The 14,722-nt window shown below is 29.9% G+C and carries 16 protein-coding genes; 8 read left to right on the top strand and 8 right to left on the bottom strand.

The genetic code is table 11. From position 1 onward, the window contains the following. From AC5SL0_RS04690 to AC5SL0_RS04655, 8 genes are read left to right on the top strand one after another with little or no spacing between them, the layout of a single operon-like run. Complete coding sequence (locus tag AC5SL0_RS04690) at positions 1 to 342, top strand: tRNA-binding protein (protein ID WP_027307097.1); 342 nt, start codon at positions 1 to 3, stop codon at positions 340 to 342. Between the two features lie 5 nt (positions 343 to 347). Further along, positions 348 to 935, top strand: a complete 588-nt coding sequence (locus AC5SL0_RS04685; protein WP_027307096.1) for a LysE family translocator — start codon at positions 348 to 350, stop codon at positions 933 to 935. Between the two features lie 5 nt (positions 936 to 940). Continuing rightward, the gene (gene acnA / locus AC5SL0_RS04680) at positions 941 to 3,610 is read left to right on the top strand and encodes an aconitate hydratase AcnA (protein WP_494617969.1); all 2,670 of its coding nucleotides are present in this window, start codon (positions 941 to 943) and stop codon (positions 3,608 to 3,610) included. A 2-nt stretch (positions 3,611 to 3,612) separates the two neighbouring features. Then, the gene (locus AC5SL0_RS04675; protein WP_494617967.1) at positions 3,613 to 4,257 is read left to right on the top strand and encodes a hypothetical protein; all 645 of its coding nucleotides are present in this window, start codon (positions 3,613 to 3,615) and stop codon (positions 4,255 to 4,257) included. Beyond that, complete coding sequence (locus AC5SL0_RS04670) at positions 4,250 to 5,548, top strand: PQQ-binding-like beta-propeller repeat protein (RefSeq protein ID WP_494598620.1); 1,299 nt, start codon at positions 4,250 to 4,252, stop codon at positions 5,546 to 5,548. Before AC5SL0_RS04675 ends, AC5SL0_RS04670 begins: the two co-directional genes overlap by 8 nt. 2 nt (positions 5,549 to 5,550) lie before the next feature. Further along, entirely contained in the window at positions 5,551 to 5,988 is a 438-nt protein-coding gene (locus AC5SL0_RS04665; RefSeq protein ID WP_011282304.1) for a hypothetical protein, read from the top strand. Beyond that, complete coding sequence (zapE, locus tag AC5SL0_RS04660) at positions 5,975 to 7,033, top strand: cell division protein ZapE (RefSeq protein ID WP_494617965.1); 1,059 nt, start codon at positions 5,975 to 5,977, stop codon at positions 7,031 to 7,033. Before AC5SL0_RS04665 ends, zapE begins: the two co-directional genes overlap by 14 nt. Further along, a complete protein-coding gene (locus AC5SL0_RS04655; protein WP_027307090.1) occupies positions 7,030 to 7,449 on the top strand; it encodes a secondary thiamine-phosphate synthase enzyme YjbQ in 420 nt (139 codons plus the stop codon). Before zapE ends, AC5SL0_RS04655 begins: the two co-directional genes overlap by 4 nt. On the opposite strand, the gene AC5SL0_RS04650 is transcribed toward AC5SL0_RS04655, so the two are convergent. From AC5SL0_RS04650 to AC5SL0_RS04615, 8 genes are read right to left on the bottom strand one after another with little or no spacing between them, the layout of a single operon-like run. Continuing rightward, entirely contained in the window at positions 7,446 to 8,867 is a 1,422-nt protein-coding gene (locus AC5SL0_RS04650; protein ID WP_494617962.1) for a cryptochrome/photolyase family protein, read from the bottom strand. The genes AC5SL0_RS04655 and AC5SL0_RS04650 overlap by 4 nt on opposite strands. Before the next feature lie 6 nt (positions 8,868 to 8,873). Continuing rightward, positions 8,874 to 10,016 carry a diaminopropionate ammonia-lyase gene (locus AC5SL0_RS04645; RefSeq protein WP_494617960.1) on the bottom strand — a complete coding sequence of 381 codons (1,143 nt, stop codon included), beginning with the start codon at positions 10,014 to 10,016 and terminating at the stop codon, positions 8,874 to 8,876. Between the two features lie 3 nt (positions 10,017 to 10,019). After that, a complete protein-coding gene (glnT, locus tag AC5SL0_RS04640; protein WP_494617958.1) occupies positions 10,020 to 11,345 on the bottom strand; it encodes a type III glutamate--ammonia ligase in 1,326 nt (441 codons plus the stop codon). A gap of 43 nt (positions 11,346 to 11,388) precedes the next feature. Further along, positions 11,389 to 12,705, bottom strand: a complete 1,317-nt coding sequence (locus AC5SL0_RS04635; protein ID WP_006997972.1) for an FMN-binding glutamate synthase family protein — start codon at positions 12,703 to 12,705, stop codon at positions 11,389 to 11,391. A 2-nt stretch (positions 12,706 to 12,707) separates the two neighbouring features. Beyond that, positions 12,708 to 13,388, bottom strand: coding sequence for a GltB/FmdC/FwdC-like GXGXG domain-containing protein (locus tag AC5SL0_RS04630; RefSeq protein ID WP_011282299.1), 681 nt, complete (start codon positions 13,386 to 13,388; stop codon positions 12,708 to 12,710). A gap of 3 nt (positions 13,389 to 13,391) precedes the next feature. Then, positions 13,392 to 14,270: a class II glutamine amidotransferase gene (locus tag AC5SL0_RS04625; protein WP_494617956.1), complete on the bottom strand. Its 879-nt coding sequence runs from the start codon at positions 14,268 to 14,270 to the stop codon at positions 13,392 to 13,394. Between the two features lie 12 nt (positions 14,271 to 14,282). After that, on the bottom strand, positions 14,283 to 14,435 hold the full coding sequence (locus AC5SL0_RS04620) for a hypothetical protein (RefSeq protein WP_271499107.1): 153 nt from the start codon (positions 14,433 to 14,435) through the stop codon (positions 14,283 to 14,285). Between the two features lie 60 nt (positions 14,436 to 14,495). Then, positions 14,496 to 14,720, bottom strand: coding sequence for a hypothetical protein (locus AC5SL0_RS04615; protein WP_006997976.1), 225 nt, complete (start codon positions 14,718 to 14,720; stop codon positions 14,496 to 14,498). Positions 14,721 to 14,722: the final 2 nt, after the last annotated feature.

Here is a 14,722-nt window from a genome sequence, read left to right as displayed (position 1 = left end):
ATGAAAGAACAAATAACCTATGATATTTTTGACAAAATAGACATTAGAGTAGGCACTGTAATATCAGTTAAAAAAAATGAAAAAGCTAGAAAACCTTCACTAGTAATTGAAGTGGATTTTGGAAAAGATATAGGTGTTAAGCAATCATCCGCACAAATTACACATTATTACAATGAAGAAAATTTAAAAGGTAAACAAGTTATTGGCGTTTGTAACTTTCCAGAAAAAAATATTGCAGGTGTAGTTTCACAAGTTCTTATTTTAGGTTCGATTGATGATGAAGGCAAAGTTATACTAGTTCACCCATCTCAACAATCAGAGAATGGGCTTCCAATAGCTTAAACTTTATGCATCCTGAATTATTTTTATTGATTGGAATTTCTTGTTCATTAGGTTTTACACCAGGACCTAATAATGCTGTTGCTTCTTACTCAGGTTTTAATTTTGGTATAAAAAAAACAATTCCATTAATAATGGGAGTTTGGTTGGGTTATACTGTGTTAGTAATTTTGATCAATTTTGTATTGATATCAACTTTTATTAAATATCCACTAATCCAGGAAGTGATCAGAATATTAGGAACTTTATTCCTCATATATTTAGCTTATAAAATTTCATTTTCTGAAACATCCAAAGAGGGTAAAAAAATTAATCCAGTAAAATTTATTGATACTTTTACATTCCAGTTTTTAAATCCTAAAGGAGTAATGGCAGCTATTACATTAATCTCAAAATTTGTATTAGAAAACGATTACTTAAATAGTTCTTTAACAGTTATTGTCGTTTGCTCTTTGACAGCTCTAACAAGTATTACAGCATGGGCTTTTTTAGGTAAGTTTTTAAGGAATTTTGCGACAAATAATAATTTTATTAAACGATTTAATTATGCTATGTCCTTGCTACTTATTGTTTGTATAATAGGCTTCTATATCTAAATTAAATGAAACCAGGAAATCAAAATTCTTATAACTCCCTAAAAACTATCAGTATTAATGATAGGGACTACAAATATTATTCTTTAGTAGAAGCAGAAAAGAATGGTTTAGATGGAATTTCAAAACTTCCAAAGTCATTAAAAGTTTTGTTAGAAAACCTTTTAAGATACGAGGACGATCTGTCAGTAACTAAAAGTCAAATAGAAGCAATTAAAGAATGGCTAAAGACAAAAAAATCATTAACTGAGATAGCTTATAGACCAGCTAGAGTTTTGTTACAGGACTACACGGGAATACCAGCCGTTGCTGATCTTGCAGCTATGAGAGAAGCGGTTAAAGAAAAAAATAAAGATCCCAATACAATCAACCCACTTTCTGCAGTTGATCTAGTTATTGATCACTCTGTACAAGTAGATAAATCTGCAAACTCAGATTCATTTGAAAAAAATGTTGATATTGAATTTAAAAGAAATGGTGAGAGATATTCTTTTTTAAAATGGGGACAGCAAGCTTTTAATAACTTTAGAATTGTTCCTCCTGGAACTGGGATTTGTCACCAGGTTAATTTAGAATATTTATCAAAAGTAGTCTGGTCTGAAAAATTTCAAAACGAGAACTATTTATTTCCTGACACGTTAGTTGGTACTGATAGTCACACTACTATGGTTAATGGTTTATCAGTTCTTGGTTGGGGTGTTGGTGGAATAGAAGCTGAAGCTGGAATGTTAGGTCAGCCAATTTCAATGTTAATTCCAGAAGTAATAGGATTTGAAGTTAAAAATAAAATGCCAGAAGGTACTACTGCGACAGATTTAGTTTTAACAGTTGTAAAAATGTTAAGAGATAAAGGAGTTGTTGGAAAATTTGTTGAATTTTATGGAGAAGGCTTAAAGAATTTAACTCTTGCTGATAGAGCAACAATTGCAAATATGGCACCAGAATATGGAGCAACATGTGGCTTTTTCCCAATTGATGAAGAGACATTAAAGTATTTAAGATTCTCAGGTAGAGATGAGATCACAGTAAATATAGTTGAGAAATATGCAAAAGAACAAGGTTTATGGGCTAATGACCAAGTTGAATTTACTGATACCTTATCGTTAGATATGTCTACAGTTGTTCCAACTATTTCAGGACCTAAAAGACCTCAGGACAAAGTTTTATTAACAGATGCATCTACTGGATTTAAAAAAGTTTTTGAAGATGCAACTAATAGAAAAGAACAGCATATTTCAAAAGTATCAGGAACAGATTATGAAATTAAAGATGGCTCAATATTAATTGCAGCTATTACTTCATGTACAAATACATCCAATCCAAATGTATTAATTGGTGCTGGGTTATTAGCAAAAAAAGCAGTTGAACTTGGTTTAGAAACCAAACCTTGGGTTAAAACATCATTAGCACCAGGCTCACAAGTAGTTACAGATTATTTAGCAAAAGCAGGACTGAATGTATTTTTAGATAAACTTGGTTTCAATTTGGTTGGATATGGTTGCACGACTTGCATAGGAAATTCAGGCCCTTTACCAGAGGAAATTGTTAAAGCAATAGACAAGGAAAACATCTACGCTGTGTCAGTTTTATCTGGAAATAGAAATTTTGAAGGAAGAATTTCTCCACATATAAAAGCTAATTACTTAGCATCACCACCACTTGTAGTAGCTTATGCACTTGCTGGTCACATGGAATTTGATTTATACAAAGAGCCTTTAGGAAAAAGTAAAGATGGTAAAGATGTATTTTTAAAAGATATTTGGCCATCTAATAAGGAAATTGAAGACACATTAAGAGAATCTCTAAATGCAGAGATGTTTGTTAAAAGATATTCAAATGTTTCAGAAGGCCCTAAACAGTGGCAAGAAATTAAAACTGAAAATACCAGTATTTACAATTGGGATTCAAGTTCAACTTATGTAAAAAAACCACCATTTTTTGAAAATTTATCTGATCAACCTGAGGGATTTAAACCTATTAAAGATGCAAGACCACTTTTAATTTTAGGGGATATGGTTACAACTGATCATATTTCTCCAGCAGGAAATATTCAAAAAGAAAGCCCGACAGGTGAATATTTTATGGAACATCAAATACTTCCAACAGATTATAACTCTTACGGATCAAGAAGAGGAAACCATGAGGTAATGATGAGAGGAACTTTTGCAAATATTAGAATAAGAAATGAAATGGCACCAGGAACAGAAGGTGGGTTTACAAAATTATATCCAGAAGAAAAAGTAATGCCAGTTTATAATGCTGTAGAGGAATATAAAAAAAGAGGCACAGACCTTGTTGTTATAGGTGGAAAAGAATATGGAACAGGATCGTCAAGAGATTGGGCTGCCAAAGGAACAAAACTATTAGGTGTTAAAGTTGTAATAGCAGAAAGTTTTGAAAGAATTCATAGATCTAATTTAATTGGAATGGGTGTTTTACCTCTACAATTTACCGAAGGACACGATAGGGTAAACTTAAAATTAATTGGTTCAGAGTTGATAACAGTTCTTCAAATTGAAGAGGGTATAAATGCATCAGATCATGTTCAAGTTGAAATAAAATATGCCTCGGGAGACATTAAAAAGATCAAAACGCTATGTAGAATAGACACTAAAAACGAATTAGAGTATTATAAAAATGGTGGAATACTTCAGTATGTATTAAGGAATATGATATAGAAATGGACGAAGAAATTACAATCATAGATACAAACGCAAGAAATGAGAGAATAAAGAATTTTTTTATAGATAATAAAAAAAAACTTATAATAATTATTTCAATAATATTAATAATTATAATTGGCTATCTATCATTTGAAAATTCTAAAGAAAAAAATAAAATTAAATTAGCTAATCAATACAACTTAGCACTAATAGATCTTAATCCTGAAAATAAACAAAAAACAATTGATGAAATGGTTAATGTTGTAAAAAGTAATGATGCAACTTATTCTCCATTAGCTTTATACCATCTACTAGACAATAATTTATTAGAGAACAATGATGAGATAAATATATTATTTAATGAGTTAATTGAAAATACAAAACTTGATAATGAAATTAAGAATTTGATTATATATAAAAAAGCATTATTTAATTCAGACTTTGTTAGTGAAAATGAATTATTGAAAATACTTAATCCAGTAATTAATTCTGAAAGTATCTGGAAGTCCCATGCATTATACTTACTTGCAGAATTTTTTTATTCAAAAGATGAAAAACAAAAAGCTAAAGAATTTTTTAACCAAATTATAATTTTACCTAATGCTAACAGCACAATTAAAACTGAGTCACAAAAGAGACTAAACAGAGACCTTGGTGAATAAAGTACTATTATCAGTCCTAATCCTCTTAATTTTAAACAATTGCTCAACTAGTAAAAAAGCAGGTTTTTGGAATAAAGATGACAAAAATCAACAGCAAATTGAAAATAACAAAACTATTTTAACCAAACAAATAAGACCTGAAGAAGAATTTAATTCAAATCTTTATGTTAAAATATCAAATGGCAAGCTAAATCAAAACAGCTTGAATGATCAAAATGATACTGGCGAACTAACTTATGAAGGGGTCTTAGAAAAAATTGGAAAATATAACTTTTCTAAATTTAATGATTTTGATTTTATAAGTCCCAGCCCTTTATTTTATAATAATAATTTAGTTTTTTATGACAACAAAGGTGAAATAACTCTTTACGATGAAAACCAAAAAACTTTATGGAAAAATAATTTTTATAATAAAAGTGAAAAAAAAATTAGGCCAAGACTAAATTTTGCATTAAAAAACAATATATTAATTGTAACAGATGATGTGGCAAAATATTATGCAATTAATATTGATACAGGAGAGCTATTATGGACAAAAACAAACATAGTTCCTTTTAACTCTAACATTAAAATAAAAAATGATGTTTTTTATGTGGTCGATTATAAAAATATTCTAAGATCAATATCAATAAAAGATGGATCAGAAATATGGAATTTAAAAACTGAAGAGTCTTTAACAAAATCAAATACCCAAATATCAATTGCGCTCGATGATAAAAATATTTATTTTAATAATTCAATTGGAGACATCACAGCGGTAGATATAAAATCTGGTCAACTGGTGTGGCAACTACCCACACAAAATAATAATATTAGTCAAAATGCATTTCAATTATCTAATTCAGAATTAGTTATCAATGAAAACACAATATTTTTCTCTAATAATAAAAATGAATTTTATTCTATTGATAGTGCTACAGGATTAATTAATTGGAAAACTGAGATCAGCTCAGATCTTAAACCTGTTGTTATTGGCAAACTTATAATAACCATATCTGAAAAAGGATATTTATATATTATTGACAAAAAATCAGGGAATATAATAAGAATTAACGATTTATATAAAAACTATAAAGATAAAAAAAGAAACCAAATAAAACCTACTGGTTTTATCGTAGCTTTGAATAAAATATATTTAACTAATAGTGATGGAAAATTAATTATTGTAAATAGTAATGAAGGTAACATCTTGAATGTAGTAAAAGTTTCAGGAAGTAAAATTTTGCAGCCATTTATAAATGAAAATAATCTTTTTTTAATAAGCAACGGTTCTATTATTAAATTTAATTAGTAATGTTTCTTAAGTTACTCGATAAATTAGGAAGAAAAAAAGTTGTTTTAGATCGTGGACCTTCCCACCCCAAATTTAATGAAGCTAAACCCTGGATGAATAGATATTATGTTTTATTAAGACATAGGCCTAAATGGTTTCCATTTAATATTTTATTACATGAAATGTTAGCAGACGATCATGGGGAAGGGGTTCATAATCACACATTTCCTTACATAACTGTTATATTAAGAGGGGGGTATTGGGAAACGTTAAAAAATGGAAGATTTTGGAGACCGCCAGGATATATTGGTTTTAGATCAGCAAATAATTTACACAGAGTTGATCTTAAACCAGGAACAAGACCGCTTACATTATTTTTATCTGGTCCATTTGGATTAAGAAAAGGCCCTAGATCAGAATATGGTATAGATTTTAAAACAACAAATGAATTTAAATAAATTATTTCTTAGTTATTGTAAAATTAACAATTTAGAAATTAATTCCAATCAATTAGGCTCAATTGAAGATCTGAATTTATTTTATAATCAAAACTTTAATAAATCATTTTTAAAAAAAATATTTACTAAACAAAATTATAAAACAGGGTTTTATTTACAAGGAGATGTGGGTGTGGGTAAAACCATGATACTAAATTTTTTTTATAATAAATTTGATAAAACTAAACAAAGATTTCACTTTAACGAGTTTATGATTAGTTTTCATGACTTTGTATTTAAAAACAAAGAAAATAAACAAGAAAATATTATAGATAAATTTGTTCAAAAACTAAAAAATAAATCTAAATTAATTTATTTAGATGAGTTTCAGGTTACAAATATTGTAGATGCTATGATTTTAGGTAGCTTATTCAAAAAAATATTTGATGAGAATATTAAAGTTTTATTTTCATCAAATACTAAAATAAATGATCTTTACAAAGATGGATTACAAAGAGATCAATTTCTTCCCTTTATTAAAATAATGAAGGAAAGGTCTTATGAGACACAATTAATTATCCAAGATGATTATAGAAAGTCTGTAAAAAACAGAAATGAAAGATATTTTTATCCATTAAATGAATCAACTAATTTTAAACTTAATAAATTTTTTAGAAAAATAACAAAAAATCTTACTAATCAAGAAATGATCTTAAGTATTAAAGGTAGAAAGCTTACTATTAAGAATTACTTTAATGGAATAGCACGTTTTGATTTTAAAGAGTTATGTTCTAAAAATATTGGAGCTGAAGATTACATTAAAATAACTGAAGTATGCAATTTTATTGTTATAGAAAATATTCCAATTTTTAATAGTGATAATTCTAATCAACAACAAAGATTTATTACTTTAATTGATATTCTTTATGAAAAAAATATACCACTTATGATAACTTCTCAATTACAATTAGATTTATTAAGCTCTTCTGAAGATTTAAAAAAAATATTTAAAAGAACTATTAGTAGGTTGTATGAATTAACATCTATTAAGTATACAAAGTTATGAGACAAGAGTTTTTTAACTTAGAATTGAGTACTAATGGCCAGAGTCTCTATGAATTTACAAGTCAAACTAACAAATGGATCAAGGATAATGAATTTAATAATGGAATTATCAATATAAGCATTCAACACACCAGTGCTTCTTTAATAATTCAAGAGAATGCTGATCCAGATGTTCAAAGTGATTTAGTAAATTTTTTTAATAAGCTCGTACCTATGGACAATTCCCTTTACATCCATACAGCTGAGGGAAAAGATGACATGCCTGCACATATAAAATCTGCGTTAACTAATAATCAAATCTCTTTAAGCGTTAAAAACAATGAGTTATTACTTGGTACCTGGCAGGGTTTATATCTTTTTGAGCACAGAATTGAGAAGCAAAAAAGATTGATTATTCTTCATTATTTAGGAGATTAGTTTTTTTTAATTGTTTTAAAAGCATCTAGAGCAGCATTTCTTGCTTCAACGTGATCTATAATTGGTTTTGGATAGTTGATACCAACAATTACTTTAATCTGTTCTTGGTATTTGGTTTCAAGTTCCCATGGCTTGTATAAAAATTTATTAGGCATGTTTTTAAGTTCAGGAACCCACTTTTTTGTATAAATCCCATCTTTGTCAAATTTTTCACCCTGGAGAATAGGATTGAAGATTCTAAAGTAGGGAGCTGCATCTGCACCACATCCTGCAACCCATTGCCATTGAGCAACGTTACTAGCTTCATTATAATCAACTAAACAATTTTTAAAATGTTTTTCACCCTCCATCCAATGAATTCTTAAATGCTTAACAAGAAAAGAAGCAACAATCATTCGAACTCTATTGTGCATCCATCCTGTTTCGTATAGTTCTCTCATTCCAGCATCTACAATAGGGTATCCTGTCATGCCTGCTTTCCAAGCTTTAAGAAATTTATCATTTTTAACCCAAGGAAAATTGTCAAAATCTTTTCTAAGATTACCTTTTAACATTTGTGGAAAGTAATTAATTAAACTATGAGAAAATTCTCTCCATCCTAATTCATTAATATACTTTCTATATCCAATTTTTTTAACTTTAATGTCTTGGCATTTCTTCCAAATTGTTTCTACATGTATTTGACCAAATTTTAAGAAAGGAGATAACTTGGAGGTTCCATTAACACCTGGAATATCTCGTGCATCACCATAGTTCTCAATTTTATTATTTATTAATTCTTGTAAATATTTTTTAGCTTCTTTTTCAGATGGGTCCCAGTATTTCTCAAATTTTTTATGCCAATTTTTTTTAGGCAAAATTTTTTTTATAGAAATTGAATTTTTGAATATGTTTATCTTTTTAATTTTTGATTTAACTCGTATTAATTTTGAAGGAGCTTTTGAAATATAGTGCTGTTCAGTTTTTTTCCAAAATGGAGTGAATACTTTATAGGGAGTGCCATCGTCTTTAGTCATTTCTTGAAATTCTACAAGAATGTTTCCTTTAAAATATTTATATTGAATTTCATTCTTAATAAATAGATCTCTTATTTTTTTACCTTTATTAATTACATCTGGCTCATAAACCTTACTCCAATAAACAGTAACATCATCTTTCTTTTTTAAAATTGATAATACCTCTAGTTCATCACCTAACTGAACTTCCAATGTGATATTTAATTTCTTTAGATCTATACTTAAATTTTCTAATGATTTAGACAGCCACCATTTTTGGGCCTCTCTTTTTTTATCAAAGTTTTTTGGGTTATATATATAAATAGCACTTACATACTCATGATTTTGAGTTGCTGTCGCTAAGGCTTCGTTATATTCAATTCTAAAATCTTCTCTAATCCAAACAATGGCTTTTTTTGTCATATTTACTCAGATTTTTTGCAATCCATCACTTAGTAGTTTTTGATACATTGCACTATCAGTTAAACCTTCACAACCAAATAAAAGTACATTTGATTGTTCATTTAACTCTAGCTTATCTAAGTATTCTTTATTGTTAAATGAGCTTATTAACGCGATTATACCTGGGACCGCACATTCACCAGCTATTATTTTTTCATCGGATAAACGCTTTTCTGCTAGCAATGCTACAGTAGTTGAGATTGCTTCATCAGATATAGTTAAACAATAATTTGAAGAATTTTTTAAAATTTCCCAGGCAATACTTGATACATCACCACAAGACATTCCACCCATTACTGTTTCCTTTTTAATATCAACACTTGTGGGTTTATTATTCTTAATACTTTGAAATACACAGTCTGCATTTTCTGGTTCAACAATAATAAATTTCGGAATATTTTGTGATAATTTTGCAAAGCCAGCAATCATTGCTGCAGCCATCCCACCAACTCCAGCTTGAAGAAATACGTGTGATATTGAATTAGATTTTACTTCATCTAAAATTTCTTTAATCATTATAGTGTATCCAGCCATAATTAATTTTGGTACTTCCTTGTAACCTTCCCAAGACACATCTTGTACAATTTCCCAATTATTTTCTTTAGATTGTTTTATGCATTCTTTTAATGAATTATCATAATTACCTTTAACTCTAATCACTTCAGCATCCAATTTACGCATTGCTTCAGCTCTAGATTCACTAACAAATTCACTTATAAATATTTTACATTTTAATCCAAGTCTTTGAGCTCCCCAGGCTACAGATCGACCATGATTTCCAGCTGTTGCTGTTGATACAGTTATATTCTTTTTTTCACTGGCAATCTTATAAACAGCAAAAGCTCCACCTAAAGCTTTAAAAGATTTTAGATCAAACCGTTTATCCTCATCTTTGTAGTAAATATTTTTAAATTTTAATTCATCATTTAGTTTATTTAATTTAACCAATGGAGTGGGGGCATAATTATCCCAACTAGATATAGCCTTAATTGCTTCATCTATAAATTTTTCTGGAAGTTGCGTAAATATATTTTCTTTATTAAATTTATAATTTTTATTCTCTAAAAATGATGTAATAGACCAAAGGTTTTTCTGCATGATTGATTTCATTTATTAACAATCAAGAGTGCTATTTTTTTCCCAGTGAGTTACCGAACTTTTTTTATCAAATTTTTCTTCTTGATTAAAATCATTAATTTCAGACCTTTTTAACTTTAGATAGCTTTTAATAGTATCACCGCCAAATGCTTCCTTAATTTCTTTACTATTTTCTAGTTGATCTAATGCATCTTCAATTATGTCAGGTAATTTTTTTAGGTGAGGGTAATTTTTATGATCAGTGTACATATTACAAGATAAAGGTTCACCAGGATTTATTTTATTATTTATTCCATGTAAACCAGCAGCTATTACTCCAGCTTGAAGTAAATAAGGATTTACTGCTCCATCCATTAACCTTAATTCAAATCTACCTTTATCAGGAATTCTTATCATATGAGTTCTATTATTTCCTGTATAAGAAATACTACTAGGTGACCATGTAGCTCCTGATTTTGTTGGTGGTGCATTTATTCTTCTATAGCTATTAATTGTCGGATTAAAAAAAGCAGTTAAAGGCTGAGTAAGTTTCATAATTCCACCTAGAAAATTATATGCTAATTTGCTCAAACCTAATTTGTCTCCATTATCTAGAAATTTATTAATTTTTCCATTCCATAAAGAAATGTGAGCATGACAGCCATTACCAGTTAGATTGCTAAAAGGTTTTGGCATAAATGTTGCTCTAAGACCATGTTTTTCAGCTAATGATTTCACCATATATTTAAAGAATACATGTCTATCAGCAGTAGTTAAACAATCTGTATAATCCCAATTCATTTCAAACTGGCCATTAGCATCTTCATGATCATTTTGGTATGGGTTCCAACCCATAGTAATCATGCTATCACATATTTCTTTGATTAAATCATATCTCCTCATTAAAGCAGACTGATCGTAACAAGGTTTTGATTGAGTGTCTCTTGCATCAGCAATTTTACTCCCATCTTCTGATATCAAAAAATATTCACACTCTACACCTGACTTCATGACCAAATCTTTTTTATGTAATTTATTAATTTGCTCTTTGAGCATTACTCTAGGTGAAGCCTTAACAGGCTTACCATACATATATAAATCAGAAGCTAACCAGCCAATTTCTTTGTTCCAAGGCAATTGAATTAAACTTTTAGGATCTGGTAGAGCAAACATATCCCCATCTGCAGGAGACATATCTAGCCAAGTTGCAAAACCCGCAAAACCCGCCCCATTCTTTTGCATGTCTGCAATCGCTTGTGCTGGTACTAATTTTGATCTCAAGACACCAAAAAAATCTACAAAACTAATCAAAAAATATTTTATTTTTTTAGCTTTAGCAATTTTAGATAAATTAATAGGCATATTTTATTTCTTAATTTACAACTGTTAATTAGTCTTCACAATACTATTTTTTATTTTTTAGTCCTGGTATCCAATCTGTTCCAGCCAGCGGAACTCTTGCCATTGCTGCAGCTTCTACTGTTAAAGCTGCTAAATCTTCAGGTTCTAAATTTCTTACATCTGATTTTCCATTTGCTCTTGCTAATGTTTGCAACTCTAGGGTTAATGTGGATAAATAATTTTTTAATCTTTTACCCCCCTCTATAGGATTGAGTCTTTTTTCTAGTATAGGATCTTGTGTAGCAACACCTACAGGACATTTTCCTGTATGACAGTGATGACAGTAACCTGGCTCTGTTCCAAGTTTTTCGTAATCTTTTCTATAAAGATCTGCATTACAATTTAAAGCCATCATAGCAGCAGATCCTATTGATACAGCATCTGCTCCCATTGCAATTGCTTTTGCAACATCAGCACCAGTTCTAATTCCACCAGAAACAATTAATTGAACTTTTCTATGCATGTTCAATTCTTTTAAAGCATCTACAGATTCTCTTAAGGCACCAAGAGTTGGTATACCCACATGTTCTATAAAAACATCTTGTGTTGCAGCTGTTCCACCTTGCATTCCATCTAACACAACAACATCAGCGCCAGCTTTTACTGCTAAAGTCGTATCATAGTATGGTCTTGCTGCTCCAACTTTTATATAAATTGGTTTTTCCCAATTTGTAATTTCTCTCAATTCTTGAATTTTTATTTCTAAATCGTCAGGTCCTGTCCAATCTGGATGTCGACAAGCACTTCTTTGATCTATGCCCTCAGGTAAAGTTCTCATACCAGCAACTCTTTTATTAATTTTTTGTCCAAGAAGCATTCCACCCCCTCCAGGTTTTGCACCTTGTCCCACAACTATTTCTATAGCATCTGCTTTTCTTAAATCATCCGGATTCATACCGTATCGAGAAGGTAATAATTGATATACTAGATATTTAGAAGATCCTCTTTCTTCTTTTGTCATGCCTCCATCTCCAGTGGTTGTCGAAGTTCCCATAGCAGAAGCACCTCTGCCTAAAGCTTCCTTTGCATTGGCACCTAAAGCTCCAAAACTCATTCCAGCAATAGTAATTGGTATATCTAATTTAATAGGATTTTTTGCAAAACGGTCTCCAAGTATTACAGAGGTATTACATTTCTCTCTATAACCTTCTAATGGATATCTAGACATGGAAGCTCCTAAAAATACCAAGTCATCAAAGTCTGGAACTTTTCTTTTAGCACCCAATCCTCTAATTTGGTAAATTCCTTCCTTAGCAGCTCTTTGAATTTCTTTAATTGTTGAAGATGGAAACGTTTTAAATTCTTTTAAATCTTTTTTCATAACTAATATGAGCTCACATTATCAATTTTAAAATTATATAAATTTCTTGCAGATCCATATCTTTTAAATTTTTTTGCATCTTCAGATATATTCAAATCTTTAAAAATTTTATTTAATTCTTTTATATTTTTATCATCCATTTGTTTTTCTATACAATCAGAACCTAAACTTTTAACCTTACCTTTAACAAATATTTTTGCCTCATAAATTGAGTCTCCTAAATCAGCATCAGCGTCTCCCAAAATAATTAAATTACCTTTTTGTGCCATAAATGCTGACATATGACCAACAGACCCCTTTACTATAATGTTAATCCCCTTCATTGATATGCCACATCTTGAGCTAGCGTCTCCTTCAATAATTAAAGAACCGCCATGACCAGTTGCTCCAGCAGATTGAGAAGCATTGCCTTTGATAATTACTTTACCAGACATCATGTTTTCAGCTACACCCGTTCCAACATTTCCGTGTACGGTAATAGAAGCATTTTTATTCATCCCAGCACAATAATAGCCAGTGTGTCCTTTTATTGAAACTTCAATATCATCTTTTAAACCTGCACAAATAGCGTGTTGACCTTGGGGATTTAAAATTTGGAAACTTCTGTTATTTTTTTCTCTACCAACGTTTTGTAGTAGTTGATTAATTTCTCTTAGTTTTTTTTTATTTAGATCTAAATTCATAATTTACCAGTGATAAACAATACCAGGTTTTGGTTCAAAAATTTTAGCTGTGTTTACATTTGGCAAGTGCGCCATACATTGAAATTCTGAAGCAACCGCTACATAATCTTTTGTTTCTGCAACAACTGCTGGCTTGCAAGCTATTTCATCTCTCAACAATGCAAAACCATCTTTAGTACCAGCTATAAAGGTGTAGAAACCATCTAAATCTTTTAGGCTATTTTTTAGGGTTTCTTCTAGATTTTCTCCTTTTGAAATTTGATTAGAGATGTAACCAGCCGCAACCTCAGTATCATTTTCTGAATTAAATTTCTGACCTTCTTTTTTTAAAGACCTTCGTATGTTGTTATGATTTGAAAGAGATCCATTATGAACCAAGCACTCATCCTCTGATGTAGAGTAGGGGTGAGAACCTTGAGTTGTAATTGCACTTTCTGTTGCCATCCTAGTGTGTCCTATAGCATGAGTTCCTGAAAAAGAAGATAATTTAAATTTTCTAACCACGTCTTTAGGATTTCCTGTTTGTTTGAAGATATTAATACTTTTACCATAACCCACCAAAGAAACTTCTTTTAATTTAGAATCTAGGATTTCTAATACCTTTTCGGGTTTTTCCTCTGTTTCAAGAATTACATGATCCGAAAAAGTTTTAAGTGTTATTTTTTTTAAAAATTCAGATATTTTTTTTTTAAATTCTTTATCTGTTAATTGATTTAAACAAATAGAGTATTTAAATTTGTTTTTATTTTGTTTTGTGTATATTGCAAATCCAGCACTATCAGGGCCTCTAGTCGCCATACCATCAAGCATTCCAGATAAAAATTTACCAAGATCTTTTTCGTATTTTTTTGTTTTAAGATAAATTCCTACTATTCCACACATAGATTTTTAAGTTTATTTAATTAAGGATATTAAGAATTCTTTATAGTAGAAAATATTTCCTACTACAATGATGATAATAGCTGCTATTACTCCGTACTTTGCTTTTGGAAAAACAACACCTCTCATCTTACTTGGTCTTTGATTTTCTTGATTATTCTCATTCATATTGAATTTTTATAAAAAAAAGGGCGCCACAATTAAGTAGCGCCCAAAGTTTATTTAATATTACCAGTCGGTAATATTGCTTTTATGATCATTTGCACCATGTCTTTTCTTAGCTAATCTTGAAAGTTTTTCACTCTCAGATTTAGCTGTGATGACATGCCATCCAATCCAAAAAACTACACCAAGAATAACTAGCAAAGTTTCAGTGGATCCAGCTCCCGGATAAATGGCTCCGACAACCTCTTCTGCACTTAAATGATCTATCCAGTTTGTAACTGTAGCCATAT

This window comes from Candidatus Pelagibacter sp. PS_16, assembly GCF_059417965.1.
The sequence above is the reverse complement of the archived record's forward strand: the minus strand, read 5'-3'. Positions and strand labels throughout refer to the sequence as shown.

Excerpts from the sequence above, each read along its gene's own strand:
- AC5SL0_RS04690 (WP_027307097.1), top strand. The coding sequence starts at position 1 with ATGAAAGAACAAATAACCTATGATATTTTTGACAAAATAGACATTAGA.
- AC5SL0_RS04685 (WP_027307096.1), top strand. The coding sequence starts at position 348 with ATGCATCCTGAATTATTTTTATTGATTGGAATTTCTTGTTCATTAGGT.
- acnA (WP_494617969.1), top strand. The coding sequence starts at position 941 with ATGAAACCAGGAAATCAAAATTCTTATAACTCCCTAAAAACTATCAGT.
- AC5SL0_RS04675 (WP_494617967.1), top strand. The coding sequence starts at position 3,613 with ATGGACGAAGAAATTACAATCATAGATACAAACGCAAGAAATGAGAGA.
- AC5SL0_RS04665 (WP_011282304.1), top strand. The coding sequence starts at position 5,551 with ATGTTTCTTAAGTTACTCGATAAATTAGGAAGAAAAAAAGTTGTTTTA.
- zapE (WP_494617965.1), top strand. The coding sequence starts at position 5,975 with ATGAATTTAAATAAATTATTTCTTAGTTATTGTAAAATTAACAATTTA.
- AC5SL0_RS04655 (WP_027307090.1), top strand. The coding sequence starts at position 7,030 with ATGAGACAAGAGTTTTTTAACTTAGAATTGAGTACTAATGGCCAGAGT.
- AC5SL0_RS04650 (WP_494617962.1), bottom strand. The coding sequence starts at position 8,867 with ATGACAAAAAAAGCCATTGTTTGGATTAGAGAAGATTTTAGAATTGAA.
- AC5SL0_RS04645 (WP_494617960.1), bottom strand. The coding sequence starts at position 10,016 with ATGAAATCAATCATGCAGAAAAACCTTTGGTCTATTACATCATTTTTA.
- glnT (WP_494617958.1), bottom strand. The coding sequence starts at position 11,345 with ATGCCTATTAATTTATCTAAAATTGCTAAAGCTAAAAAAATAAAATAT.
- AC5SL0_RS04635 (WP_006997972.1), bottom strand. The coding sequence starts at position 12,705 with ATGAAAAAAGATTTAAAAGAATTTAAAACGTTTCCATCTTCAACAATT.
- AC5SL0_RS04630 (WP_011282299.1), bottom strand. The coding sequence starts at position 13,388 with ATGAATTTAGATCTAAATAAAAAAAAACTAAGAGAAATTAATCAACTA.
- AC5SL0_RS04625 (WP_494617956.1), bottom strand. The coding sequence starts at position 14,270 with ATGTGTGGAATAGTAGGAATTTATCTTAAAACAAAAAAATACGAAAAA.
- AC5SL0_RS04620 (WP_271499107.1), bottom strand. The coding sequence starts at position 14,435 with ATGAATGAGAATAATCAAGAAAATCAAAGACCAAGTAAGATGAGAGGT.
- AC5SL0_RS04615 (WP_006997976.1), bottom strand. The coding sequence starts at position 14,720 with ATGGCTACAGTTACAAACTGGATAGATCATTTAAGTGCAGAAGAGGTT.